The following is a 25,615-nucleotide window of genomic DNA, read 5'->3' on the forward strand; positions in this document are numbered from 1 at the left end:
ACGGGGACTCGACGGGGGCGATGGCACGCGATGGGGGAGACCAGGCTGCTTCAAGGCCGCTACCGGCTGGAAGAGTTGATCGGACGCGGCGGCATGGGCGAGGTGTGGCGCGCCACCGACGAATCGCTCGGCCGCCGCGTCGCGGTCAAGTGCCTCAAGCCGCTGGGGCCGCAACAGGACCCGAACTTCGTCACCGTACTGCGCGAGCGCTTCCGCCGCGAGGCGCGCGTCGCGGCCGCGCTCCAGCACCGCGGCGTGACCGTCGTCCATGACTTCGGCGAGTCCGACGGCCTGCTCCACCTGGTCATGGAGCTCCTCGAAGGCCGCAACCTCAGCCAGCTCCTGGAGGACAACCGACAGCACCCGCTGCCCGTCCACGACGTCGTCGACATCGCCGAACAGATCGCCGACGCCCTGGCCTACACCCACCGGCAGGGCATCGTGCACCGGGACCTCAAACCCGCCAACATCATGCGGCTGGCCGACGGCACGGTGAAGATCTGCGACTTCGGCATCGCCCGCCTCGGCGCCGACATCGGCTTCACCGCCCGCCTCACCGGCACCGGCATCGCCATGGGCACCCCGCACTACATGTCGCCCGAGCAGATCAGCGGCGGCCACGTCGACCACCGCAGCGACCTGTACTCGCTGGGCTGCGTCCTGTACGAGATCGCCACCGGCGTCCCGCCCTTCGACATGGGCGACGCCTGGGCGATACTCGTGGGCCACCGCGACACGCCGCCCGAGCCGCTGCGCAATCACCGGGCGGAGCTCCCCGAGTTCTTCGAGCGGATCGTCCTCGACCTGCTCGCCAAGGCGCCCGACGCCCGCCCCTCCGACGCCGCCGACCTGCGCCGCCGCATCGCCGACGCCGCCCGCCCGGCCCTCGCCACCGCCCCGGCCCCCGCCCCCGCCCCTGGTCCGGCCCCTGCCGCCGTACTCCACGCCCCCTTCCCCCTCGCCCCCGCGTACCCCTACGCCCACCACCACCTGCCGTCCTGGACGCGCGGCATGACCACCGGGCACAAGGCGGTCGGCACCACCCTCCTGCACACCGCCCCGCCGCCCGACCCGGCGGCCGGCCTCACCGGCGAGTGGACCACCTCCACCGATCCGCGCGGCACCGCCCTCCCCGCACCGGCACCGCCCCGCCTCCCACGCCCGACCCCGCCACCCGATGTCCTCGCCCACCTGGCCGGCCGCCACAACGCGGGCCTGAGCCTGGGCCGGCTGGGCCGCTGGGAGGAGGCCGGGAAGGTGCACCGCGCGGTCGCCGCCGAGCGGGAGCACGCCCTGGGCCCCGACCACCCCGACACGCTCACCAGCCGGTACGAGGTCGGCTTCACGCTCAGCAGAACCGGCCGCGACGCCGACGCACTGCGCGAGTTCGGCCGCGTGGCCGAGGGCCGGGCCCGGGTGCTGGGCCCCGACCACCCCGACACGCTCACCGCCCGGCAGGAAATGGCGTACGTCCTGGGCCGGCTCGGGCGCCACTTCGAGGCCCACCAGGCGTACACCTCCGTCCTCGACGCCCGCACGCGCACCATGGGCGCCGACCACCCCGACACGCTGCGCTGCCGCCACAACCTGGCGTTCAACCTCGGCCGGCTCGGCCGCCTGGAGGAGTCGTACCGGATGGCGTACGACGTGGCCGCCGCCCGCGCCCGGCTGCTGGGGCCCGAGCACCCCGACACCCTGGTCACCCTGTACGAGGTGGCGTACACGCTCGGCCAGCTCGGACGGTGGCCCGAGGCGCTGCGCACCTACCGCGAGGTCGCCGCCGCGCGCGCCCACGCCCTCGGCCCGGACCACCCCGACACGCTCGCCGCCCGGTACGAGGTCGGGATAAGCCTCGGCAGGCTCGGCCGCAGCCACGAGGCGCTGGAGCTGTACCGCGACCTCGTCGACGCCCGCACCCGGGCGCACGGCCCGGACGACCCGGAGACGCTGCGCGCCCGGCACGGCCTGGGCGTCAACCTCGGCCGGCTCGGCCGCTGGCAGGAGGCCCTCGCCGAGGCCCGTGAGGTGTACGGATCCGCGAACGGGTGCTGGGCCGCGACCACCCCGACACGCTGGTCAGCTGCCGGGAGGTCGCGGTCGGGCTCGGCTGGCTGGGCCGCTGGGCGGAGGCGCTCTCCGTGTACGAGCGGGTCGCCGAGGCCCGGAACCGGGTGCTCGGCGCCACCCACCCCGACGCCCTGGCCAGCCGCAACGACCAGGCGCACTGCCTGCAGCAGCTGGGCCGGCAGACCGAGGCCGTCGAGCTGTACCGGCGGGTCGCCGACCTGCGCCGCCGGCGGAGCGGCCCCTGAGCGGCCCCTGGAGGATCCGTACGGGCGCGTGTTACGAAGGGCCATGACCGCACAGCGAACGACGCGTACCTATGACGCCGTCATCGTCGGCGGCGGCCACAACGGACTGGTCGCCGCCGCCTACCTCGCCCGCGCCGGGCGCTCCGTCCTCGTCCTGGAACGCCTGCCCGCCACCGGCGGGGCCGCCGTGTCCACCCGGCCCTTCGCCGGGGTCGACGCCCGGCTCTCGCGCTACTCCTACCTGGTGTCCCTGCTGCCGCCGAAGATCGTGCGGGACCTGGGGCTGCGGTTCGCCGTGGCCAGGCGCACCGTCTCCTCGTACACCCCGGTCGAGCGCCGGGGCCGGGCCGCCGGCCTGCTGGTGGGCGGCGAACGCACCCGGGAGTCGTTCGCCGCGCTCACCGGCTCGGACGCCGAGTACACGGCCTGGCAGCGGTTCTACGCCAGGACCGGGCACGTCGCCGAACGCGTCTTCCCCACCCTCACGGAGCCGCTGCCCACCCGCGAGGAGCTGCGCGCCCGGATCGCGGACGACGAGGCGTGGCGCACGCTCTTCGAGGAGCCCGTGGGCGTCGCCATCGAGGAGCACTTCGCCGACGATCTCGTACGCGGGGTGGTGCTCACCGACGCGCTGATCGGTACGTTCGCCGACGCCCACGACCCGTCCCTCGTCCAGAACCGCTGCTTCCTCTACCACGTGATCGGCGGCGGGACGGGGGAGTGGAACGTACCCGTCGGCGGCATGGGCGCCCTCACCGGCGCCCTCGCGGACGCGGCGCGCTCGGCCGGCGCCGGGATCCGCACCGGCCACGAGGCGACCAGGATCGAGACGGACGGCCGCGCCGCCGAGGTCACGTTCCGTACGGAGGCAGGGGAGGGCACCGTGGCTGCCCGGCACGTCCTGGTCGGGGCGTCACCGCACGCGCTGGCCGCCCTGCTGGGCGAGCCCGCCCCGCCGCCCGCCGAGGGCGCCCAGCTGAAGGTGAACATGCTGCTGAAGCGGCTGCCCCGGCTGCGGGACCGCTCCGTCGACCCGCGTGACGCGTTCGCCGGCACGTTCCACATCTCGGAGGGGTACGGGCAGCTGGCGGCCGCGTACCGGGAGGCGGCCGCCGGCCGGCTGCCGAGCGCCCCGCCCTCCGAGATCTACTGCCACTCCCTGAGCGACCCGTCGATCCTCGGCCCCGGCCTCGCCGCCCGCGGGTACCAGACGCTGACGCTCTTCGGCCTGCACACCCCCGCACGCCTCTTCGCCGCCGACAACGACACCGTCCGCGCCGCCCTCCTCAAGGCCACCCTCGCCGAACTCGACGCCCATCTGGACGAACCGCTCGCCGACTGCCTCGCCACCGACGCGGAAGGCCGCCCCTGCATCGAGGCCAAGTCCCCGCTCGACCTGGAACGGGACCTGCGGTTGCCCGGCGGCCACATCTTCCACGGCGACCTCTCCTGGCCGTACGCCACCGACGGCACCGATGCCGGCGGCGCCACCGGCCGGTGGGGCGTGGAGACCGCCCACGCCAACGTGCTGCTGTGCGGGGCGGGCGCGGTGCGCGGCGGCGGCGTCAGCGGCATTCCAGGCCACAACGCGGCCATGGCGGTGCTGGGGCGTTGAGCCGTCAGGGAGCGGGCGCCTCGTCGAAGCTGGCGTAGTAGGCGGCGGCCATGTCCTTGTCACCGTGACCCTGGGCGGCGGCGCGCGCCAGGCGTTCGGCGCCCGCCGCTGCCACGTCGAGGCGGATGCCGCGCCGCTGCCCGGCCTCGACGATGAGCCGGGCGTCCTTCACGGCGGTGTCCACCGCGAAGCTCGCCGGTGAGAGGCGGTCGTTCAGGACGAGGCCGGACTTGGCGCGCAGATAGCCCATGTCGAGCGGACCGCCGGCGATGACGTCGAAGAAGACCCGCGGGTCCACCCCGAGGACCTTGGACAGGGCGAGCACCTCACCCGTCGCGGCGGTGGCCGCGATGACCCAACTGTTGGCCACGAGCTTGAGGCGGGTGGCGCCGGCCGACGCACCGTCGTCGCCGATCCATACGGTGCGGGTCCCGACGGCGTCGAAGACCGCCGCCACGGCGTCCCGGCGGTCGCCGGGGCCGGCGGCCAGCACGGTCAACTGCCCGGCCTCGGCGGGCTCGCGGGTGCCGAGGACAGGCGCGTCGAAGAAGACCAGCTCGTGCTCCCTGGCGAAGTCCGCCAGTTCGCCGACGGCCTCGATCCCCGTGGTCGTGGACTGCACCCACGCGGTGCCGGGGCGCAGTGCGGGCGCGGCCTGCCGCATGGTGTCCAGGGCCGCGGCGCCGTCGTGGAGCACGGTGAGAACCACATCGGCGCCCTGTACGGCTTCGGCGGGGCTGTCGGCGATGTGCGCGCCGTCGCCGGCCAGGGTCTCCGCCTTGGCCCGCGTGCGGTTCCACGCGCGGACGGTGTGACCGGCCCGGGCGATGTTGCGTGCCATGGCGGTCCCCATGACTCCGGTGCCCAGGACGCTCACGGTGAGTATGTCGGTCATACGTGTGGCCTTCTGTTCCTCTGCTCGTACGGTGCCGTGCGTGCGGTGCGGCGCAGCCCGGTGTGAGCCGGTGCGCCAGGACGGAGGCGGACCAAGCTCCCGGCAGTCTGCCCGATCACCCGTTCGGACGCGGGCCTTTTCCGCCAGGCACGACGGTGCGACGACACACGGATGGGCGCCACCAGGGCGCCCATCCGTGTGCCGTTCGGGTCAGCCGACGTCCCAGCAGGTGGCCTCGTGGTGCTTCACGTGGACCTTGCCGGCCTTCACGTGGCCGCCGGAACCCCAGCAGCCTTCCACGTCCGAGCCGTGGGCGGCGGCAGGGGCCGCGGCCATGAAGCCGACCGCCATCAGGCCGGCCAGAACGAGCGAGATGCGCCGAAGCATGAGTTTCTCCTTCGAGTTGGGGACTCACCACGACTGTTCATCAGCCGCCGCTCCACCGCACGCCGAGTCGCGCGGGCGGGTGGTGGAGCCACTCGAAGGTGCTGGTCGCCGGGGCGCCCGACGCCGGGCACGCCGCGTCCCCGGCGGCCGTGGCGACACGGCCGCCGGGGACGGAGGGCCGTTGCGGGTCAGGCCCGGGGCGGCGGGTCCTGGGGCCGGTCCGAGCCGAGCTGCTCGTTGAGCTTGCTCTGGGCGGTGTCGACCTGGCTGCTGTACTTGCCCTGGGTCTTCTCGTCGACGAAGTCGCCCGCCTTGTCGATGCCCTGCCCGGCCTTGTCCTCGTGGCCTTTGAGCATCTGCTTGAGCTTGTCCATCACGGACATAGGGTCATCCTCTCCTCGCAGAGTGACCCCCCGCCCCTCAGTTTCGCTCGCCCGTACGAAACCCGCATCCGCACCGCTCTGACCTGTCAGTTCGCCGAGGCGGCCCACCCTCGCGCCTCGATACGGGCGGCGTCCGCGGGCCGTGCCTCGTCGAACAGGGTGCGGGAGCCGTCCAGGACGCGGATACCGTCGACGTACACCCCCCGGCCGACGTAGAGCCGGTCCGTTTCGTACCGCCAGCGCAGCCGCACCGGGGTGCCCCGCCAGTCGGCCAGGTCGGCCTCCAGCCGGTGCCAGACCCGCCCCGACCAGCCGCTGACCGACCCGGTCGGGTGCGGCCGGGGCTCCTGCCCGTGACGTACGGTCACGAACGGCACCGGCCGCCACGTCCCGCCCGCGTCGCCGGACGCCTCAAGGAACAGGGCGTCCGAGCCCGGCTCGGTGTCCCACCACACCCAGCAGCGCAGCCGGGGGCGCGGCGAGGCGGGCGTCACCTCGGGAACGGTGAGCGTCGCCGCCGTGCTCGACGCCATGCCCGCGTACCACGCGGTGCGGCCATGCGCCGGGCGTACGGGTACGGCGCGCGCCAGGTTGTTCGCGGCGGCCACGCGCGGCGCGGAGCCGGAGCGCCAACTGCGCACCGGATGGACCGAGTTGCCGAGCACGACAAGGAAGGAGTCCGTGGTCGGGTCGATGACCAGGCTGGTGCCGGTGAAACCGGTGTGGCCGGCGGTGTGCGGGGTGGCCATGGCGCCCATGTACCAGTGCTGGTGCAGCTCGAAGCCGAGGCCGTGCTCGTCACCGGGGAAGGCGGTGTTGAAGTCGGTGAACATCAGCTCCACCGACTTCGGTTCCAGGATGCGGGCGTGCCCGTAGACGCCGCCGTTCAGCAGCGTACGGGCGAGCACGGCCAGGTCCCACGCGCAGGAGAACACACCGGCGTGGCCGGCGACACCGCCGAGGCTGTACGCGTTCTCGTCGTGGACCTCGCCCCACACCAGGCCGCGGTCCAGGCCCGACCAGGGGGCCCGGGCGTCCTCGGTGGCGGCGGTCTTCGATCTCCAGGAGGCGGGCGGGTTGAAACGCGTGCGGTGCATCCCGAGCGGAGCGGTGATCTCGTTCCGGAGCAGGGCGTCCAAGGAGTGACGGGTGATCTCCTCCAGGATCAGTTGCAGTGCGATCAGATTGAGGTCGGAGTACAGGTACCGGGTGCCGGGCGGACTGATGGGCGCCTCCTGCCACAGCAGCCTCAGCTTTCCCTCCCGCGTCGGCTCCTTGTACAGCGGGATCCACGCGCGGAGGCCGGAGGTGTGCGTGAGCAGCTGACGCACCGTGATGTCCTGCTTGCCGCCGCCCCCGAACTCCGGGAGATACGCGGTGACCTTCCCCTCCAGCTCCAACGCCCCGCGCTCGATCTGCTGCACCGCCAGCACCGCCGTGAACAGCTTCGAGACCGACGCCAGGTCGAAGACGGTGTCCTCGGCCATCGCGATTTGCCGCTCCGGCGGCAACTCCACGCCCGTGTCGGTCTTCTCGTCGTACGCCGCGTAGCGCACCGCGTGTCCGATCGCCCGGTGCAGCGCCACCGTCCCGCCGCGCCCGGCCAGCAGCACCGCTCCTGCGTACCACGGGTGCTTGGGTGAGGGGTCCAGGAACCGCTCGGCGTCCGCGACCAGCCGGTCCAGGTGCTCGGGAAGCAGCCCGGCCCGCTCGGCGGAGCCCAGCCGCAGCGTCGGCCGACCGCGTTCCGTCGAGTCGCCACCGCCACCGCCGGCCGCCGCCGCGGCCCCCGGAATCGAACCGATCACCAACGCACCTCCCAGGGCCAGCACCCCGCCACCGAACCGGCGACGGTCCATCCCCTCCGTCATGCCCACCATGCTCCCCCTCCCTGAACGATGCCTGAAAGAATCCTTCGTCACCGCCCGCACCACGTGAAACTTTCTTACCGTCCTCCGTCCCCGTCAAGAACCGGCCACCCGGAAAGAATCTGACGCTTCATCAGAAAATCTCTTCCCTCGTCCGCCCCGCTGCGGCATCCTGCCGCCCATGGAGACGGAGCTGAGCAAGAGACTGGGTGTCGAGCACGCCATCTTCGGCTTCACACCCTTCCCCGCGGTGGCGGCCGCCATCACCAGAGCCGGCGGGTTCGGGGTCCTGGGCGCCGTCCGCTACACCGCCCCCGACGACCTCGCCCGCGACCTCGACTGGATGCAGGACCACACCGACGGCCTGCCCTACGGCCTCGACGTCGTCATGCCCGCCAAGAAGGTGGAGGGGGTGACCGAGGCCGACGTCGAGGCGATGATCCCCGAGGAGCACCGCCGGTTCGTCGCCGAGACCCTCGCCAAGCACGGCGTACCCGAACTCCCCGACGGCGAGGCCTCCGGCTGGCGCATCACCGGCTGGATGGAACAGGTCGCCCGCGGCCAGCTCGACGTCGCCTTCGACTACCCCATCAAGCTCCTCGCCAACGCCCTCGGCTCCCCACCCCCCGACGTCGTCCGGCGCGCCCACGAGCACGGCATCCTCGTCGCCGCCCTCGCCGGCAGCGCCAAGCACGCCCGGCGCCATGCCGAGGCGGGCATCGACATCGTCGTCGCCCAGGGGTACGAGGCCGGTGGCCACACCGGCGAGATCGCGTCCATGGTCCTCACGCCCGAGGTCGTCGACGCCGTCCACCCGCTGCCCGTCCTCGCCGCCGGCGGCATCGGCAGCGGCGAACAGATCGCCGCCGGGCTCGCCCTCGGCGCCCAGGGCGTCTGGCTCGGCTCCCTCTGGCTCACCACCAGCGAGGCCGACCTCCACTCGCGCGCCCTCACCGCCAAGCTGCTGGCCGCCGGTTCCGGCGACACGGTCCGCTCACGCGCCCTCACCGGCAAACCCGCCCGCCAACTGCGTACCGGGTGGACCGACGCCTGGGACGACCCGGACGGCCCCGCGCCCCTCCCGATGCCCCTGCAGGGCCTGCTGGTCGCCGAAGCCGTCTCCCGTATCCAGAAGTACGAGGTCGAGCCGCTGCTGGGCACGCCCGTCGGGCAGATCGTCGGCCGGATGACCTCCGAACGCCCCGTCCAGGAAGTCTTCGACGACCTCACCCGGGGCTTCGAACGGGCCGTGGACCGCCTCACCCGTATCGCGAACAGGAGCCGGCGATGACCGACCGACCCAACGGCTTCTGGGCCCAGGCCACCGCCGACCCCACCCGTACGGTCCTGACCGCACCCGACGGTGAGGAGTGGACCGCCGGCCGGCTGCACGCCGCCGCCAACCGGCTCGTCCACGGACTACGGGCGGCCGGCCTGGAAAGCGGCGACGCCTTCGCCGTCGTCCTGCCCAACGGCGTGGAGTTCCTCACCGCCTATCTCGCCGCCTCCCAGGCGGGCCTCTACCTGGTCCCGGTCAACCACCACCTCGTCGGCCCCGAAATCGCCTGGATCGTCGCCGACTCCGGCGCCAAGGTGCTGATCGCGCACGAACGGTACGCCGGCGCGGCCCGCGCCGCCGCCGACGAGGCGGACCTCCCACCGAGCAGGCGGTACGCCGTGGGCGGCGCGATCGAGGCGTTCCGCCCGTACGCCGAACTCCTCGACGGACAGCCCGGCTCACCGCCCGCCGGGCGCACCCTCGGCTGGGTGATGAACTACACCTCCGGCACCACCGGCCGCCCGCGCGGCATCCGCCGCCCCCTGCCCGGCAGGCCCCCGGAGGAGGCGTACCTCGGCGGGTTCCTCGGCATCTTCGGCATCCAGCCGTACGACGGGAACGTCCACCTGGTCTGCTCCCCGCTCTACCACACCGCCGTGCTCCAGTTCGCGGGCGCCGCGCTGCACATCGGCCACCCGCTCGTCGTCATGGACAAGTGGACGCCCGAGGAGATGCTGCGCCTCATCGACACCCACCGGTGCACCCACACCCACATGGTGCCCACCCAGTTCCACCGCCTCCTCGCCCTGCCCGACGAGGTCAGGGCGCGCTACGACGTGTCCTCGATGCGCCACGCCATCCACGGGGCGGCCCCCTGCCCGGACCACGTCAAACGCGCCATGATCGAGTGGTGGGGCGCCTGCGTCGAGGAGTACTACGCGGCCAGCGAGGGCGGCGGCGCGTTCGCCACCGCCGAGGATTGGCTGAAGAAGCCCGGTACGGTCGGCAAGGCGTGGCCCATCAGCGAACTCGCCGTCTTCGACGACGACGGCCGTCCGCTGCCGCCCGGCGAACTCGGCACGGTCTACATGAAGATGACGACCGGCGGCTTCAGCTACCACAAGGACGAGGCCAAGACCCGCAAGAACCGCATTGGCGACTTCTTCACCGTCGGCGACCTCGGCTACCTCGACGAGGACGGCTACCTCTTCCTCCGCGACCGCAAGATCGACATGATCATCTCGGGTGGCGTCAACATCTACCCCGCCGAGATCGAAGCCGCGCTGCTCACCCACCCCGCCGTCGCCGACGCCGCCGCCTTCGGCATCCCGCACCCCGACTGGGGCGAGGAGGTCAAGGCGGTCGTCGAACCCGCCGACGGCCACACCCCGGACGACACCCTGGCGGCCGGCATCCTCGCCCACTGCGCCGAACGCCTCGCCGGCTACAAACGCCCCAAGAGCGTCGACTTCATCGCCTCGATGCCCCGCGACCCCAACGGCAAGCTCTACAAACGCCGCCTCCGCGACCCGTACTGGCAGGGCCACGAGCGCCCCGTCTGACGGCCCCGCACCACGGCGCGCCCCTCCATGCCCTCTCCGGGCGAGGTACGACTCCCGCGCCGCGCCGAGCCGCGCCGAGCCGCGCCGAGCCGCGCCGAGCCGCGCCGCGCCGCGTCGTACCGCGCCGAGCCGTCGCAGCCGTGGCGGGCGGCCCGTACCCGTTTCGGTCACCACACCGCGCGGTGCGGCGCCCGCTCTGGCAGCGTGGCGGCATGAGCACCGGCACGGACACCGGCACGGCAGGGCTGACGCGGCAGTGGACCACCTGGGTGCCGGTGGTGGCCGTGCTGGTCCTGGGCATCAGCTGGGGGCGGGACCTGCCGGGACCGGTCGTGGCCGTCGTCGGGCTCTGCCTGATCGGCTCCGTCCTGTCGGCCGTGCACCACGCCGAGGTCGTCGCCCACCGCGTCGGTGAGCCGTTCGGGTCCCTGGTCCTCGCCGTCGCCGTGACCGTCATCGAGGTCGGGCTCATCGTCATGCTGATGGCCGGCGGGGGTGACAAGGCGTCCACGTACGCCCGGGACACCGTCTTCGCCGCCGTCATGATCACCTGCAACGGCATCGTCGGCGTGTCCCTCCTCGTCGCCGCCCTGCACAAGCGGCGCGTCGCCGTGTTCAACGCCGAGGGATCCGGTGGCGCGCTCGCCACCGTCATCACCCTCGCCGCCATGACGCTCGTCCTGCCCAGCTTCACCACCAGCCAGCCGGGCCCCGAGTTCACCGGGGTGCAGCTGGCCTTCGCCGCCGTCGCCTCGCTCTGCCTGTACGGGATCTTCGTCGCCGTGCAGACCGTCCGCCACCGCGACTACTTCCTGCCCGTCGCCCGCGCCGGCGACGCGACGGGCGACGAGGAACACGCCCCGCCGCCCACGGTCCGCGAGACGTGGTGGAGCCTCGGCCTGCTCCTGGTGGCCCTCGTCGCCGTCGTCGGGAACGCCAAGCTCGTCTCGCCGACCATCGAGGACGGCGTCGAGTCGGCCGGCCTGCCCCACGCGGTCGTCGGTGTCGTCATCGCCCTGATGGTGCTGCTGCCCGAGACCCTGGCGGCCGTCCGGGCCGCCCGCCGCGACCGCGTGCAGACCAGCCTCAACCTGGCGTACGGCTCCGCCATCGCCAGCATCGGGCTGACCATCCCGGCGATCGCGCTCGCCTCGATCTGGCTGTCCGGGCCCCTGCTGCTGGGCCTTGGCCCGCTCCACCTGGCGCTGCTCACGCTCACCGCCGTGGTGAGCGCCCTGACCGTGGTGCCCGGACGAGCCACTCTCCTCCAGGGCGGCGTGCACCTGGTGCTGTTCGCCGCCTTCGTGTTCCTGTCGTTCAGCCCCTGACCCGCACCACCCTCAGCTTCGGATCGGCCAGGATGTCCCTCTCGCAGAAGCGGGCCGTCACCCACCGCTCGCCCGAGAACAGCGCCGTCTGGTCAGCGAAGTGGGGCGAGTGGGGGTTGGACGACTGGGAGTACGTCAGCAGGGTCCGCGCGACCGGGCAGCGCCCGCCGTCCCAGCCGACCGCCTGGACGTGGCTCGTCCCGTGCGCCACCTCCGTGTAGCCGCCGCCCGCCGCGTTCCACACGGGCTCGGTCTTGTTCCAGATGCCGAGCGCCTCCGTACCGCCGTGCACGGGGATGCGTTTTCCGCCCCGTACGACGAACTGGTGGTCACCGAGCGGCGCGTCCAGCGGGATCCCGGCCGCCCGCAGCTCGGCGACGGCATCGCCCAGCGCCTTCGCGAAGGCGGGGGAGGCGGTGTCGAGGGTGTGCGGCGTGCGGACCGGGTCGGCGGCCGAGAACGGCACCTTCCACAGCTGGGCCGCCGGCACGGCCGCCGTCAGCTTGCGCCAGAAGCGGTCGAAGAGCAGCGCGCCCCGGCTGGTGGTGTCCACCGTCCGGTCCCACCGTGCGATCACCGCGCACGCCGCCGGGTCGCCCGGCAGCGCGGCCGGGCACGCCTTCGCCGCGTCGGCCGCCGCCAGGTCCCCGGCGGGCGCCCGGTTGGCGAACTGCTGCCGTTGCAGGTCGGCCACCGTCAGCCGGCCCCGCTCCGCCATCCCCGCCACGTCCTCGATCCCGCCCCGGGTCCGTAGTGAACGCGGTGTCGCGATCGTCCCGAACACCCGCTCGTAGCCGGTCAGCGGCCGGTCGGCGTTGGTCAGCCACGCGCTGTCGTTGGAGTTGACGGCGTACGGCGCGTCCTGGAGCACCGGCATCCGCGACGGCCCGAAGATCCCCGGCTGCACCGCGTCCCGGTCCGACCCCGGCGCGCACTCCGTACGCGAACCGTCCAGCACCGCCACGCCCGACGCCGGATACGTCACCCTGCCCAGCGGCGTCGAACAGCGCCCGGCCAACTCGTCGGTGATGCGCGGCAGCACCTGCGACTGGCTGAACAGCGTGTGCCCGCCCGCGTCCGCGGCGATCGTGTTCACCCACGGCAGGCCCTGCGTGCGGCGCAGCACCTCCCGCACGTCCCGCGTGGAGCGGGCCTTGGCGAAGCCCAGCGCGGTGTCCGTGGCGCGCAGGTTGACGGCGTTGGGGTCGTTCAGCGCGTACGCCGTCGTCGCCGACCACGGCAACGGCAGCGACGCGCCGAGCGAGGTGACGACCGGCCCGTACCGGGTCCACCACTGGGTACGCGTCACGGGGGTACCGCCCTTGACGGGCACGGTGACCGTACGCTTCCTCATCCGCTCCGGCCTGCCGTCCACCACGTACACGGTGGGGTCCGCCGGGTCCAGCGTCAGCTGGTGCAGATTGAGCGTGACGCCGGTCGCCACGGTGTGGCTCCACGCGACCTTGCCGGTGAAGCCGATGTTGACGGCCATCGTGCCGAGCAGTGAGCCGCCCGAGACGTTCAGCTCACCCGGGATGGTCTGCTGCGACTGCCAGAAGCGCCGGCCGCCGTGCCACGGGTAGTGCGGGTTGCCGAGCAGCAGGCCACGGCCGTTCGCGGTCGTCCCACCGCTGAACGCCACCGCGTTGGAGCCCATGTCGGCGCTCTCGGCGGTGAACAGGGCCCGGGCCGCCGCCGCCGTACGTGCCGGGTCGGCGGACGGGACGGGACCGGCGCCCGGCGGCCGGGCAGCGGTGATGCCCTCGACGGCCCGCCCCTGCCCGCCCAGCACCGCGAGGGCGAAGCCGCGCCTGGCGACGTCCAGTCGGGTCACCGGCCGGACCCAGTCGGCGCCCGCGCAGGCAGGGTCGGTGATGCGGTTCTGCTTCAGCCAGGCGTTGTAGCCCGCCGCCCAGCCCCGCATCAGCTCCTTCGCATCACGGCTGGGCCCGGCCGGGGCGGGGACGGCCAGCAGCCGCTCGACCGTCCCCGCGTCCCGTACACCACGGAAGTACAGGTCGCTGGAGAGATTCGTCGTCGCGGACGACAGCGCCCCGTCGGGCGCGCCGTCCGGACCGAAGTGGCGCGAGCGCTCGCCGCGCACGGTCACGAAACCGTCGGCGAGCACGCACACCTGATCGGCGGCCTGGGCCCACCCCGTACCGAAGCCGAGGTTCGCGTAGTCCTTGGCCACGATGTGCGGAATGCCGTACTCGGTGTAGCGGATGACGGCCGACAGACCGCCGCCGGACGGGCGGTGGCGTTCGTCCGGTACGGCGGGGCTCGCCGTACCGGCCACGGTCGCGAGCGCGACCACGGCCGGCACCAGATGTCTTCTCAGGCGGGTACGGAAGAGCAACGTGCCTCCCAACGGAACGGAAGTGAAAGCTCGTTGGGCCATGCACCCATCCGGGGCCCCGCCCTGTCAACATCCCGTTCGGTATCCTCCGCGCCCCGGACGCCGCCTCATCCCCGGGTGAGGCGTACGCACTCGGCGACCAGCTCGCGCAGGCTGCCGGTCCGCCGCAGCAGTTCCCGCTGCACCCGGGCGCCGTTGCCGGTCTTCAGCAGGGCGGCCAGGGCCTCCTGGGCGGGCACCACGTCACCGCTGTCCTCCAGCGCGTCCCTGACGTGCTCGAACAGCGCCCGCACCACCGCCTCCGCCGGCGCCGGCCGCATCGTCACCGGGTGGACGAGCTCGTCCTCCAGCCCCGACCGGGCCGCCCGCCAGGCGGCCAGCCGCAGCAGCGCCACACCGTGCCGGGCCGGCGGCTCACCGTCCCGCCACTGCCGCGCCGCCGTCTCCACCAGGCCGCGCACCAGCGTGGCCAGCAGCACCGTGGTGGACGGGTCCAGACAGACGTCCGCCACCCGTATCTCGACCGTCGGGTACGTGTGGGACAGGCGGGCGTCGAAGTAGACCATCCCCTCGTCGCGCAGCACCCCGCTCGCCACCATGTCGGCGACCTGCTCGTGGTAGCGGTCGGCGGACCCGAAGATCTCCACCGGACCGGCCGACGGCCACCGCCCCCACACCCGGTTGCGGTAACTGGCGTAGCCGCTCTCCTCACCCTGCCAGAACGGGGAGTTCGTGCTCATGGCCAGCAGCACCGGCAGCCAGGGCCGGATGCGGTCCAGGACCGCCACACCTTCCTCGTCCGACTCCACCGACACATGCACATGGCAGCCGCACGTCAGCTGCTCCTGCGCGGTGAGACCGAAGTGCTCCTTCAGCCACTGGTGGCGCTCACCGGTGCCGATGGTCGGGCTCACCGGGAGCGGTGAGGTGGCCAGCGCGGCGACCGACGCGTCCAGGCCCTCGGCGTGCCGCGCCGCCTCCGCCCGCCACCGCCGGATCTCGTCGCCCAGATCACCCATCACGGTCTGCGGGCGCGTGGCGAACTCCAGCTGCTGACGCTGCAGTTCGCTCTCGAACACCTCGTCGTTGCCCTGCGGGTCCAGGGCCGCGGCCGCCAGTACGGCCGTCGACAAGGCCCTCGGTTCCCCGGTCCGGCTGTCCACCAGGAGAAGTTCCTCCTCGACACCCACACTGCGCACCATCGTCCTGCCTCTCTACGGAATGACCGTCGTTTGCCCCCGATCCGGCCCCTCACGCATCGGCCGCCCACCCCCGCCCACCTGGACAGGTGTGCGGGGACGCGTGGGCGGGGCATACGGGCAGGGCAAGATCATCCGCGTACGAGAGACGAGAAGGGAGCCCGCAGATGGCGATACCCGTCCGCAGGCCACGCACGGACCGTCCCGCCCGCCGAGCGGGCTTCAGCCTGCGCGAGACCACGCTGGGCTTCGGTCTGGTGGCCATCTTCCTGTGCGGTACGGGCGTGATGGCGCGGGCGGCCGTCGGTGACTCCGCCGACGTGCCCGCCGCCGCACTGGCCGTGGCGGGCACCCTGACAGTGGCCCTGGCCCTGGTGCGCGCGGCCCGCCGGCGCCGCGCCACGGCCGCCCCGCTCGCGGAGCCGGCCGTGTACGTGGACTACGCGGCCATGGACGCGGACGCCTTCGAGCAGGCCGTCGCGGACCTCTGCGTACGGGACGGCTGCCTGGACGTCGAGGTCGTCGGCGGCGCGGGGGACCTGGGCGCGGACGTGCTGGCCACCGCGCCGGACGGCCGGCGCGTCGTCGTGCAGTGCAAGGCCTACGGTCCGGACAACAAGGTCGGCTCCCAGGACGTGCAGCGCTTCGGCGGAACGTGCTTCGCCGTGCACGAGGCCCACGTCGCCGTCGTTGTGACGACCAGCGAGTTCACCGAGCCGGCTGCGCGGTACGCCGCCCAGTGCGGCATTCACTGCGTCGACCGGCAGGGCCTGGAGGCCTGGACGGACGGCACCGGCCCGGCACCCTGGCTCCAGGCCGGCACATCAGCAGAGTGAGACCGCCGGGTCACGGTAGGGGAATCAGCGTTGGGCGGTGGTGCTCGCCCCGTCGAGGGCTTCCCGGACGATGTCGGCGTGGCCGGCGTGCTGGGCGGTCTCCCGGATCAGGTGCAGAAGGATCCGGCGCACCGGCCAGTGCACCGTCTCCGGCGGCGACCAGGGAGTCCTGGGCAGGGGCACGGTCCTGTCCATGTCCGGCAGGGCGCGCACAGCTTCCCCGGTCCCCTGTGCCGCGACCGCGTACGACTCCAGCAGTTCCTGGAGCGATTCCCCCTCGTCCATGCGGTACTGCCCCACGTCGAGCATGCCGTCAGGTACTTCTCCGTCCCCCTTGACCAGGACCTGCGTCCACACCTGCTCGCCACGCGCCATGTGCTTGACGATCCCGCCCAGCGTGAGCTCGCTCACCGTTGTCCGCCGGGCGGCCTGCGCGTCGGTGATGCCGCGGACCGTGATCAGCAGCAACTCCCGTTGCTCGGCGAGTGCGCGCAGCAGCTCACCGGGCTCGCCGGGAAGGAACGAGGCCGAGTTCTCCGTGACTGTGGTCATGGACTGACCGTAGAACGCGTATAGGTCGGTTCATGTCCTCCATCCCGGTGCGGCGCTTCACCCGGCGCCGTCGGCGCCGCGCAGGTCGACGATCCGCCTGATCTTGCCCACCGACCGCTCCAGCGTCTCCGGGTCGACCACCTCCACCGCGACGGACACCCCGATCCCGTCCTTCACGGCCTCCGCGACCAGCCGCGCGGCCTCCGCGCGCACCTCGTGGCCGGCGTCCGCCCGCGCCTCCGCGCGCACGGTCAGCGCGTCCAGCCGCCCCTCACGGGTCAGCCGCAGCTGGAAGTGCGGCGCGAGGCCCGGCGTACGCAGCACGATCTCCTCGATCTGGGTGGGGAAGAGGTTCACGCCCCGCAGGATCACCATGTCGTCGCTGCGGCCCGTGACCCTCTCCATCCGCCGGAACGCCGGCCGCGCCGTCCCCGGCAGCAGCCGCGTCAGGTCCCGCGTCCGGTACCGGACCACGGGCATGGCCTCCTTGGTGAGCGAGGTGAACACCAGCTCGCCCCGCTCGCCGTCCGGCAGCACCTCTCCCGTGACCGGGTCCACGATCTCGGGGTAGAAGTGGTCCTCCCAGACGTGGAGCCCGTCCTTGGACTCCACGCACTCCTGCGCCACGCCCGGGCCGATCACCTCCGACAGCCCGTAGATGTCGACCGCGTCGATCGCGAACCGCTCCTCGATCTCCCGCCGCATCTCCTCCGTCCACGGCTCGGCACCGAAGACGCCCACCTTCAGGGAGGTGGAGCGCGGGTCGACGCCCTGCCGCTCGAACTCGTCCAGCAGAGTGAGCATGTACGACGGCGTCACCATGATGATCTCGGGCCGGAAGTCCTGGATCAGCCGCACCTGACGTGACGTCATGCCGCCGGAGGCCGGGACGACCGTGCAGCCGAGCCGTTCGGCGCCGTAGTGCGCCCCGAGCCCGCCGGTGAACAGCCCGTACCCGTACGCCACATGGACCATGTGGCCCGGCCGGCCCCCGGCCGCGCGGATCGAGCGCGCGACCACGTCCGCCCAGGTGTCCAGGTCGCGGTCCGTGTACCCCACGACGGTGGGCCGGCCCGTCGTACCGCTGGACGCGTGGACCCGGCGTACCCGCGACTGCTCGACCGCGAACATCCCGAAGGGATAGTTGTCACGCAGATCGGGCTTCGCTGTGAAGGGAAAGCGGGCCAGGTCGGCGAGCGTACGACAGTCCTCCGGGCGCAGCCCCGCCTTGTCGAAGGCCTGCCGGTAGAAGCCCACGTTCTCGTACGCGTGGCGCAACGTGGCCCGCAGCCGCTCCAACTGGAGCGCCTGGAGCTCCGCGCGGCCGAGCCGTTCCCCCGAGTCGAGCAGATCCGTCATCCGCCGTACTCCCGTCCTCACTCCACCATCGTCCCGACCGATCATTCGGTTGATCCATCGGGTTGGCAAGGGGGCCGGCACCATTTCTCCTTGCGGGGGTGACCGGACGGCTGTAAGGATCGCGGCCATGCCGACGTTCAGCACGTACGACGGGACCCGACTCGCCTACCACGTACGAGGAGCGGGCGAACCGCTCATCTGCCTGGCCGGCGGCCCGATGCGTGCCTCCGCCTACCTCGGCGACCTGGGCGGCCTCACCGCCCACCGCCGCCTGATCCTGCTGGACCCGCGCGGCACCGGCGACTCCGCCGAACCCGCCGACCCGGCCACGTACCGCTGCGGCCGGCAGATCGCCGACGTCGAGGCGCTGCGCGACCACCTCGGCCTGGACCGGATCGACCTCCTCGGCCACTCGGCCTCCGGCACCCTCGCCGTGCTGTACGCGGCCGCGCACCCCGAGCGGATCGCCACGCTCACCGTCGTCACCGGCGGCACGCGCGCCGTCGGCATCCGGGCGAGCGAGCAGGACTGGCGCGAGGCGACCGCCCTGCGGGCCGGGGAGCCCTGGTACGAGGCGGGACGGGCCGCCTTCGAGGAGGTGTGGGCGGGCCGGGACGTGGCGGAGGTGGCCGAGCTGATCACGCCGTTCGTGTACGGACGCTGGGACGCGAAGGCCCGGGCGCACGCCGCGACCGCCGACGAGCAGATCAACTGGGCGGCGTCCGCCGCGTACTTCGCGGACGGCGCCCTGCCCGACCCGGCGGCGACCCGTGCCGCGCTCGCCGCCGTCACCGCGCCGGTGCTCGTGTACGCGGGCGAGTACGACGGCGGCCCGACGCCCGCCCGCGCCGCGGAGCTCGCCGCGCTGTTCCCGCACGGCGAGGTGGCCGTGCAGCGCCGCGCGGGCCACTACCCGTGGGTGGACGACCCGGGCACCTTCTCCCGTACCGTCGCCGCGTTCCTCGACCCCGCCGTACGGTCCCGTATCGCGTACCGCGCCTAGGGCGAGGTGAGCCCGCCGCCCAGGCCCGCCGAGTTCCTCGCGGTCCTTCGCGACGACGGGTTCTGAACCGCGATCACCAGCTCCGGCCGGTCCCACATCACCGCCGGCGGGTTGGCGTTCACCGTGCCGACCCGCCGCGCCCCCACGCTGCGGTAGAAGCCCTCGGCGGGCGGGTGGGAGACGACCCGTACGGCCGTCACCCCGGCCGCCCGCGCCCGCTCCGACATATGGGCGACGAGCGTACGGCCGACACCGAGTCCCTGGGCGGTGTCGGCGACGAACATGAGGTCCAGTTCCGGCGGGGACAGGACGAGCGCGTAGAAACCGAGCACCCGGCCGTCGTCGCCGGCGGCGACATGGACCTCATGGGCGTCGATGTAGTCGGGCCCCACCCGGTAGCCCGCCACCATCGGCGCGTAGGGGCCTTCGTAGGCGCGCGAATTGCGCACCAGAGCGGTCAGCCGCTTCGCGTCCCCCGCCGTCGCCCGCCTGATCCGCACCGGCCACGTGCCCGGTCGGCCCGCGGTGCCGCGCCCTGTCATATGCGAACTCATACAGAGAGTATTACCCGTCGGCCCATCCCCCGGAGAAACGAGCTGGTCAGCGCGGTTCGGCGTCCGCCGCCGCCACCGACCGCGCCCAGCGGTAGTCCGCCTTGCCGCTGGGCGAACGCTGGATCCGGTCGGTGATCACCAGCCGACGGGGCACCTTGTACCCGGCCAGCCGGGTGCGGCAGTGGCCCTGGATGTCGTCCAGCGAGGGCCGCGCCGCGCCCGCGCGCAGCTGCACCACGGCGGCCACATGGTGGCCCCACCGGGGATCGGGCACGCCGGCGACCAGCGCGTCGTACACATCCGGATGGGACTTGAGCGCCTGCTCGACCTCCTCGGGGTAGACCTTCTCGCCGCCCGTGTTGATGCACTGCGAGCCGCGCCCGAGGACGGTCACGATCCCCTCCTCGTCGACCGTCGCCATGTCGCCGAGCAGTACCCACCGCTCGTCACCGCGCCGGAAGAAGGTCTCGGCGGTCTTGGCGGGGTCGTTGTAGTACCCGAGCGGGACGTGGCCGCGCTGGGCGATGCGCCCGACCTCGCCCGGCGTCACCGGTTCGTACGTCGCCGGGTCGACCACCTGCGTACGGCCGTTGACCCGCAGCCTGAACCCCTTGTCGCTGCCCGAGTCCTCCGTCGCCGTGCCGTTGAAACCCGACTCGGAGGAACCGAAGTTGTTCAGCAGCATCACATGCGGGACCAGTGCCAGGAACTGCTCGCGCACCGTCTCCGACATGATCGCGCCCGACGACGACACGCTGAACAGCGACGACAGGTCGATCCCCTTCAGCGGGCCGCCCAGAGCGTCGATCAACGGCCGGAGCATCGCGTCCCCGACCAGCGACACGCTGGTGACCTTCTCCTTCTCGATCGTCCGCAGCACCTCGTGCGGCACGAACTTGCGGTGCAGGACCACACGCTGGCCGAAGTTGAAGCCGATGAACGCGGTGAGCGTCGACGTGCCGTGCATCAGTGGGGGAGTGGGGAAGAAAGTGATCCCCTCGCCGCCCGCCGCCACCCGCTCGGCCAGCTCCTCGGGGGACTTCACCGGCTCCCCGGTCGGCGCACCACCGCCGAGCCCGGAGAAGAACAGGTCCTCCTGGCGCCACATCACCCCCTTGGGCATACCGGTCGTGCCGCCCGTGTAGATGATGAACAGGTCGTCCCCCGAGCGCGGACCGAACCCCCGCTCCGGGGAGCCGTCCGCCTCCGCGTCCGTGAACGCGAGCCCTGGCCCGCCCTCAGCCGCCGCCCCCACCCGCACCAGATGCCGAAGCCTCTCCGTCTTCGGCAGCGCGGCCGCGACCCGCCCGGTGAACTCCGCGTCGAAGACGAGCCCCGCCAGGTCCGCGTCCCGGTAGAGGTAGACCAGCTCCTCCTCCACGTACCGGTAATTGACGTTCACCGGCACGAGCCGCGCCTTGAGACAGCCGAGCACCGTCTGCAGGTACTCAACGCCGTTGTACAGGTGCAGCCCCACGTGCTCACCGGGCCGCAGCCCGGCGCCCAGCAGATGGTGGCCGACCCGGTTGGCGGCGGCGTCGAGCTCGGCGTACGTCAGCCGCCGCTCCGCCCCCGTACCGGGGTGGTCGACGTACACCAGCGCCTCTCGGTCCGGGACCACGTCCACCACCGACTCGAACAGGTCGGCAAGATTGAACTCCACCGCTCCTCCTCCACTGGCTCGGCGGTCATTAGAGCGCCGCCGCGCACAAGTGGGAAGGGTCCCCGCAGAAGAAACTGACTGACTGTCAGAAAACTATTGAACTGGCACCCCCACTCCTGCAACCTGTTCTGGATCTGGAAACGGGAGGACTGCCATGAGCGGTACGGAACACCTCACCGTGCGGCGCGAGGGCGCCACACTGGTATTCACCCTGAACAGGCCCGAGGCGAAGAACGCGCTGTCCCTGCCCATGCTGGTAGGGCTGTACGACGGCTGGCTCGAGGCCGACGCGGACGACGCCATCCGCTCCATCGTGCTCACCGGAGCCGGTGGCGCATTCTGCGCGGGCATGGACCTCAAGGCCCTCGCCGGGGACGGAATGGCCGGCCAGGAGTACCGGGAGCGGCTGAAGGACGACCCCGACCTGCACTGGAAGGCGATGCTGCGCCACCACCGCCCCCGCAAGCCGGTCATCGCCGCCGTCGAAGGTCCTTGCGTGGCCGGCGGCACGGAGATCCTCCAGGGCACCGACATCCGGGTCGCCGCCGAATCCTCCACCTTCGGGCTCTTCGAGGTCCGCCGCGGCCTCTTCCCGATCGGCGGCTCCACGGTCCGCCTGCCGCGCCAGATCCCGCGCACCCACGCCCTGGAGATGCTCCTGACGGGCCGCCCCTACAGCGCGGCGGAAGCGGCCCGTATCGGCCTGGTCGGACACGTCGTCCCCGACGGCACCGCCCTCGACAAGGCCCTGGCCATCGCCGAACAGGTCAACGCCTGCGGCCCGCTCGCCGTCGAGGCGGTCAAGGCATCCGTGTACGAGACGGCCGAACTCACCGAAACCGACGGCCTGACCGCCGAACTCAAGCGCGGCTGGCCAATCTTCGACACCGCCGACGCCAAGGAAGGCGCCCGCGCCTTCACCGAGAAACGCGCCCCCGTCTACCGCCGTGCCTGAGCACCCAAGGCCACCGGCCTCGTGAGGGTGCCCCCTCTGGGGAGAGACGACCCCGGAGGGGCCACGCCCCCACCCACCGGCAGGAACCGCCCCGCACGAACGGCAGCGGCTCCGGCTCCACCGGCCGGAGCCACCCACCCGCGCCCCAGCGATCCGCGCCCCGCCGCGCCCAGCGCGGAGATCGGAGCACCGCCCATGACAGCCGCCCCCACGCCCGAGACGCTCCGCGCCCCGCTGGTCGTGGAGTTCCCCTTCACCCGCTCCCTCGGCCCCGTCCAGTCCGCCTTCCTCACCGGCCTGCGCGAACGCACCCTCCTCGGCGTACGGACCACCGACGGCAGGGTCCTCGTCCCGCCCGTCGAGTACGACCCGGTCACCGCCGAGGAGATACGCGACCTCGTCGAGGTCGCCCCCAGCGGCACCGTCACCACCTGGGCCTGGAACCCGGCGCCCCGGCGCGGCCAGCCCCTGGGCCACCCCTTCGCCTGGGTTCTGGTCCGGCTCGACGGCGCGGACACCGCCCTCCTGCACGCCCTGGACGCACCCGGCGGCCCCGACACCGTACGCACCGGAATGCGCGTCCGCGTCCGCTGGGCACCGCACCGAACGGGCGCCATCACCGACATCGCCTGCTTCGAACCGTACGACGGCGCACCGCACGACGACGGCGTCCACGCCGGCACCCCCCAACCTCGCCCCCACACCGGCCGGTTCACCGATCCGGTCACCGGCATCGTCGCCTCCGCCCGCCTCGACTACACCTACTCGCCCGGCCGCGCCCAGACCGGCTACCTCCACGCCCTCGCCGACCGCCGCGCCGTCGGAGAGCGGTGCCCCTCCTGCCGCAAGGTGTACGTCCCGCCCCGCGGCGCCTGTCCGACGTGCGGCGTCGCCACCACCGAGCAGGTAGAGGTCGGCCCGCGCGGCACGGTCACCACGTACTGCATCGTCAACATCAAGGCCAAGAACCTCGACATCGAGGTGCCGTACGTCTACGCCCACATCGCCCTCGACGGCGCCGACCTCGCCCTGCACGGCCGTATCGGCGGCATCCCGTACGACCAGGTGCGCATGGGCCTGCGGGTCGAGCCGGTCTGGACCGAGGGCAGCCGCTACCCCGACCACTACCGCCCCACCGGCGAACCGGACGCCGACTACGACACCTACAAGGAGCTCCTGTGACGCCACCGGCCAGGGATCCCGCCAGGGACATCGCGATCGTCGCCTTCGCCCAGACCGCGCACCGCCGCCGCACCGACGACCTCTCCGAGGTCGAGATGCTCATGCCGGTCCTCCATCAGGTGCTGGCCGACACCGGCCTGAAGACCGGCGACATCGGCTTCACCTGCTCCGGTTCCTCCGACTATCTCGCGGGGCGTGCCTTCTCCTTCACCATGGCCCTGGACGGCGTCGGTGCCTGGCCACCCATTTCCGAGTCGCATGTGGAGATGGACGGAGCCTGGGCGCTGTACGAGGCGTGGGTGAAGCTGCTGACCGGCGAGGCCGACACCGCCCTCGTCTACGCGTACGGCAAGTCGTCCCCCGGCCCCCTCAGGGATGTGCTCACCCGCCAGCTCGACCCCTACTACCTCGCCCCCCTCTGGCCGGACTCCGTCTCCCTCGCCGCCCTGCAGGCGCAGGCGCTGATCGACGCCGGCGAGACCGACGAACCGCGGCTCGCCACCCTCGCCGCCCGCAACCGCGCCGCGGCCGCCGCCCACAACCCGCACGCCCAGCTCAAGGGCCCCCGCCCGCAGGGCGACTACCTGGTCCGCCCGCTGCGCACCGGCGACTGCCCGCCCATCGGCGACGGTGCCGCCGCCGTCGTCCTCGCCGCCGGGGACAGGGCGCGCGAGCTGTGCGACCGGCCCGCCTGGATCCGCGGCATCGACCACCGCATCGAACCGCACGGCCTCGGCGTGCGGGACCTCACCGACTCGCCCTCCACCCGCCTCGCCGCCGAGCGCGCCGGTGCCTTCGACGGGCCCGTCGACACCGCCGAGCTGCACGCCCCGTTCACCTCCCAGGAGGTGATCCTGCGCAAGGCGCTCCGGCTCGACGACACGGTGGACGTCAACCCCTCCGGTGGCCCCCTTGCCGCCAACCCCGTCATGGCGGCGGGCCTCATCCGGCTCGGGGAGGCCGCCGCCCGTATCCACCGGGGCACCTCCGACCGCGCCCTCGCCCACGCCACGTCCGGCCCCTGCCTCCAGCAGAACCTGGTCGCCGTCCTGGAAGGAGAGCCCCGTGCCGCATAAGGAGCCCGTGGCCGTCGTCGGCGTCGGCCAGACCAAGCACGTCGCCGCCCGCCGTGACGTCTCCCTCGCCGGACTCGTCAGGGAGGCCGCCCACCGTGCCCTGCTGGACGCCGAACTGACCTGGGCGGACATCGACGCCGTCGTCATCGGCAAGGCCCCCGACTTCTTCGAGGGCGTGATGATGCCGGAGCTGTATCTGGCCGACGCCCTGGGCGCGGTCGGCAAGCCGATGCTGCGCGTCCACACCGCCGGCTCGGTCGGCGGCTCCACCGCACTCGTCGCGGCCAGCCTCGTCGCCGCACGGGTCCACTCCACCGTCCTCACCCTCGCTTTCGAAAAGCAGTCGGAGTCCAACGCCATGTGGGGCCTGTCGCTGCCCGTTCCGTTCCAGCAGCCGCTGCTCGCCGGCGCGGGCGGCTTCTTCGCCCCGCACGTGCGCGCCTACATGCGCCGCACCGGCGCACCGGACACGATCGGCTCCCTCGTCGCCTACAAGGACCGGCGCAACGCGCTGAAGAACCCGTACGCGCATCTCCACGAGCACGACATCACCCTCGAGAAGGTCCAGGCATCCCCGATGCTCTGGGACCCCATCCGCTACTCCGAGACCTGTCCCTCCTCCGACGGCGCTTGCGCCCTCGTCCTCACCGACCGGGCCGGCGCGGCCCGATCGCCGAGGCCACCGGCCTGGGTGCACGGTGGTGCCATGCGCAGCGAGCCGACGATGTTCGCGGGCAAGGACTTCGTCTCGCCGCAGGCCGGCAAGGACTGTGCGGCCGACGTCTACCGGCAGGCCCAGATCGCCGACCCGCGCCGGGAGATCGACGCGGTGGAGATGTACGTGCCCTTCTCCTGGTACGAGCCGATGTGGCTGGAGAACCTGGGTTTCGCCGCCGAGGGAGAGGGCTGGAAGCTCACCGAGTCGGGTGCGACCGAACTCGAGGGCGACCTGCCGGTGAACCCCTCGGGTGGCGTCCTGTCCACCAACCCCATCGGCGCCTCCGGCATGATCCGCTTCGCCGAGGCGGCGCTCCAGGTGCGTGGTCAGGCGGGGGAGCACCAGGTGCCCGGAGCCCGCCGCGCGCTGGGGCACGCCTACGGCGGCGGCGCCCAGTTCTTTTCCATGTGGCTGGTCGGTGCCCAACCGCCGGCCTCCTGAACGCCGCAGAACCACCGCGTGCCGGTCGCGCGCCGCGCCCTGTCCGTGACCGGCCCCGATGGCTAGTCTGAGCCCGGACGACGAACCGG

20 protein-coding genes and 1 pseudogene are annotated in these 25,615 nt (G+C 72.9%); 11 read left to right on the forward strand and 10 right to left on the reverse strand.

Annotated elements, in window-relative coordinates; all coding sequences use genetic code 11:
* Positions 1 to 30 precede the first annotated feature (30 nt).
* Together AMK26_RS20390 and AMK26_RS20395 are read left to right on the forward strand one after the other, a co-directional pair.
* Positions 31 to 2,312, forward strand: a pseudogene (locus AMK26_RS20390) (tetratricopeptide repeat protein).
* A 43-nt stretch (positions 2,313 to 2,355) separates the two neighbouring features.
* Entirely contained in the window at positions 2,356 to 3,927 is a 1,572-nt protein-coding gene (locus tag AMK26_RS20395) for a phytoene desaturase family protein (protein WP_073756104.1), read from the forward strand.
* A 4-nt stretch (positions 3,928 to 3,931) separates the two neighbouring features.
* Here AMK26_RS20395 and AMK26_RS20400 read toward each other — a convergent pair whose 3' ends face one another.
* The 4 genes from AMK26_RS20400 to AMK26_RS20410 all read right to left on the reverse strand — a co-directional run bounded on the left by AMK26_RS20400 (position 3,932) and on the right by AMK26_RS20410 (position 7,472).
* Positions 3,932 to 4,969 carry an NAD(P)-dependent oxidoreductase gene (locus tag AMK26_RS20400; RefSeq protein WP_338015590.1) on the reverse strand — a complete coding sequence of 346 codons (1,038 nt, stop codon included), beginning with the start codon at positions 4,967 to 4,969 and terminating at the stop codon, positions 3,932 to 3,934.
* A gap of 63 nt (positions 4,970 to 5,032) precedes the next feature.
* On the reverse strand, positions 5,033 to 5,209 hold the full coding sequence (locus AMK26_RS37045; RefSeq protein ID WP_158071137.1) for a hypothetical protein: 177 nt from the start codon (positions 5,207 to 5,209) through the stop codon (positions 5,033 to 5,035).
* A 188-nt stretch (positions 5,210 to 5,397) separates the two neighbouring features.
* Positions 5,398 to 5,592, reverse strand: coding sequence for an antitoxin (locus AMK26_RS20405; protein ID WP_073756106.1), 195 nt, complete (start codon positions 5,590 to 5,592; stop codon positions 5,398 to 5,400).
* An 86-nt stretch (positions 5,593 to 5,678) separates the two neighbouring features.
* On the reverse strand, positions 5,679 to 7,472 hold the full coding sequence (locus AMK26_RS20410) for a serine hydrolase (RefSeq protein ID WP_443333173.1): 1,794 nt from the start codon (positions 7,470 to 7,472) through the stop codon (positions 5,679 to 5,681).
* A gap of 169 nt (positions 7,473 to 7,641) precedes the next feature.
* Between AMK26_RS20410 and AMK26_RS20415 the strand changes: the two genes are divergently transcribed.
* The 3 genes from AMK26_RS20415 to AMK26_RS20425 all read left to right on the forward strand — a co-directional run bounded on the left by AMK26_RS20415 (position 7,642) and on the right by AMK26_RS20425 (position 11,629).
* Positions 7,642 to 8,751, forward strand: a complete 1,110-nt coding sequence (locus tag AMK26_RS20415) for an NAD(P)H-dependent flavin oxidoreductase (RefSeq protein WP_073756107.1) — start codon at positions 7,642 to 7,644, stop codon at positions 8,749 to 8,751.
* A complete protein-coding gene (locus tag AMK26_RS20420) occupies positions 8,748 to 10,301 on the forward strand; it encodes an acyl-CoA synthetase (protein WP_073756108.1) in 1,554 nt (517 codons plus the stop codon). The genes AMK26_RS20415 and AMK26_RS20420 overlap by 4 nt, the downstream gene beginning before the upstream one ends.
* Before the next feature lie 212 nt (positions 10,302 to 10,513).
* Positions 10,514 to 11,629, forward strand: a complete 1,116-nt coding sequence (locus tag AMK26_RS20425) for a calcium:proton antiporter (RefSeq protein WP_073756109.1) — start codon at positions 10,514 to 10,516, stop codon at positions 11,627 to 11,629.
* On the opposite strand, the gene AMK26_RS20430 is transcribed toward AMK26_RS20425, so the two are convergent.
* On the reverse strand, positions 11,619 to 13,988 hold the full coding sequence (locus AMK26_RS20430) for a penicillin acylase family protein (protein ID WP_107420988.1): 2,370 nt from the start codon (positions 13,986 to 13,988) through the stop codon (positions 11,619 to 11,621). The two genes, AMK26_RS20425 and AMK26_RS20430, sit on opposite strands and share 11 nt — an antisense overlap.
* Before the next feature lie 107 nt (positions 13,989 to 14,095).
* Positions 14,096 to 15,190, reverse strand: coding sequence for a glutamate--cysteine ligase 2 (locus AMK26_RS20435; protein WP_179166721.1), 1,095 nt, complete (start codon positions 15,188 to 15,190; stop codon positions 14,096 to 14,098).
* Between the two features lie 164 nt (positions 15,191 to 15,354).
* Here AMK26_RS20435 and AMK26_RS20440 point away from each other — a divergent pair, with 164 nt between their 5' ends.
* Positions 15,355 to 16,023: a restriction endonuclease gene (locus tag AMK26_RS20440; RefSeq protein WP_073756111.1), complete on the forward strand. Its 669-nt coding sequence runs from the start codon at positions 15,355 to 15,357 to the stop codon at positions 16,021 to 16,023.
* 24 nt (positions 16,024 to 16,047) lie between these two features.
* Here the strand turns inward: AMK26_RS20440 and AMK26_RS20445 are convergent, their stop codons facing one another.
* Both AMK26_RS20445 and paaK read right to left on the reverse strand, forming a co-directional pair.
* Positions 16,048 to 16,575: a DinB family protein gene (locus AMK26_RS20445; RefSeq protein WP_073756112.1), complete on the reverse strand. Its 528-nt coding sequence runs from the start codon at positions 16,573 to 16,575 to the stop codon at positions 16,048 to 16,050.
* A gap of 57 nt (positions 16,576 to 16,632) precedes the next feature.
* Positions 16,633 to 17,934, reverse strand: coding sequence for a phenylacetate--CoA ligase PaaK (paaK, locus tag AMK26_RS20450; RefSeq protein ID WP_073756113.1), 1,302 nt, complete (start codon positions 17,932 to 17,934; stop codon positions 16,633 to 16,635).
* A 127-nt stretch (positions 17,935 to 18,061) separates the two neighbouring features.
* Between paaK and AMK26_RS20455 the strand changes: the two genes are divergently transcribed.
* Entirely contained in the window at positions 18,062 to 18,937 is an 876-nt protein-coding gene (locus AMK26_RS20455) for an alpha/beta fold hydrolase (protein ID WP_073756114.1), read from the forward strand.
* Here AMK26_RS20455 and AMK26_RS20460 read toward each other — a convergent pair.
* On the reverse strand, positions 18,934 to 19,491 hold the full coding sequence (locus AMK26_RS20460) for a GNAT family N-acetyltransferase (protein WP_079277701.1): 558 nt from the start codon (positions 19,489 to 19,491) through the stop codon (positions 18,934 to 18,936). The genes AMK26_RS20455 and AMK26_RS20460 overlap by 4 nt on opposite strands.
* Positions 19,492 to 19,537: 46 nt before the next feature.
* Positions 19,538 to 21,154 (reverse strand): acyl-CoA synthetase, encoded by a 1,617-nt coding sequence (locus AMK26_RS20465; protein WP_073756115.1) that lies wholly within the window; start codon positions 21,152 to 21,154, stop codon positions 19,538 to 19,540.
* 154 nt (positions 21,155 to 21,308) lie between these two features.
* Here AMK26_RS20465 and AMK26_RS20470 point away from each other — a divergent pair, with 154 nt between their 5' ends.
* The 4 genes from AMK26_RS20470 to AMK26_RS20485 all read left to right on the forward strand — a co-directional run bounded on the left by AMK26_RS20470 (position 21,309) and on the right by AMK26_RS20485 (position 25,526).
* Positions 21,309 to 22,109: a crotonase/enoyl-CoA hydratase family protein gene (locus AMK26_RS20470; protein WP_073756116.1), complete on the forward strand. Its 801-nt coding sequence runs from the start codon at positions 21,309 to 21,311 to the stop codon at positions 22,107 to 22,109.
* Positions 22,110 to 22,304: 195 nt separating this feature from the next.
* Positions 22,305 to 23,291 (forward strand): Zn-ribbon domain-containing OB-fold protein, encoded by a 987-nt coding sequence (locus tag AMK26_RS20475; protein ID WP_073756117.1) that lies wholly within the window; start codon positions 22,305 to 22,307, stop codon positions 23,289 to 23,291.
* A complete protein-coding gene (locus AMK26_RS20480) occupies positions 23,288 to 24,367 on the forward strand; it encodes a thiolase domain-containing protein (RefSeq protein ID WP_073756118.1) in 1,080 nt (359 codons plus the stop codon). The genes AMK26_RS20475 and AMK26_RS20480 overlap by 4 nt, the downstream gene beginning before the upstream one ends.
* Positions 24,357 to 25,526, forward strand: a complete 1,170-nt coding sequence (locus AMK26_RS20485; RefSeq protein ID WP_073756119.1) for a thiolase domain-containing protein — start codon at positions 24,357 to 24,359, stop codon at positions 25,524 to 25,526. The genes AMK26_RS20480 and AMK26_RS20485 overlap by 11 nt, the downstream gene beginning before the upstream one ends.
* Positions 25,527 to 25,615: the final 89 nt, after the last annotated feature.

Source organism: Streptomyces sp. CB03234, assembly GCF_001905885.1.
Lineage (GTDB): Bacteria > Actinomycetota > Actinomycetes > Streptomycetales > Streptomycetaceae > Streptomyces.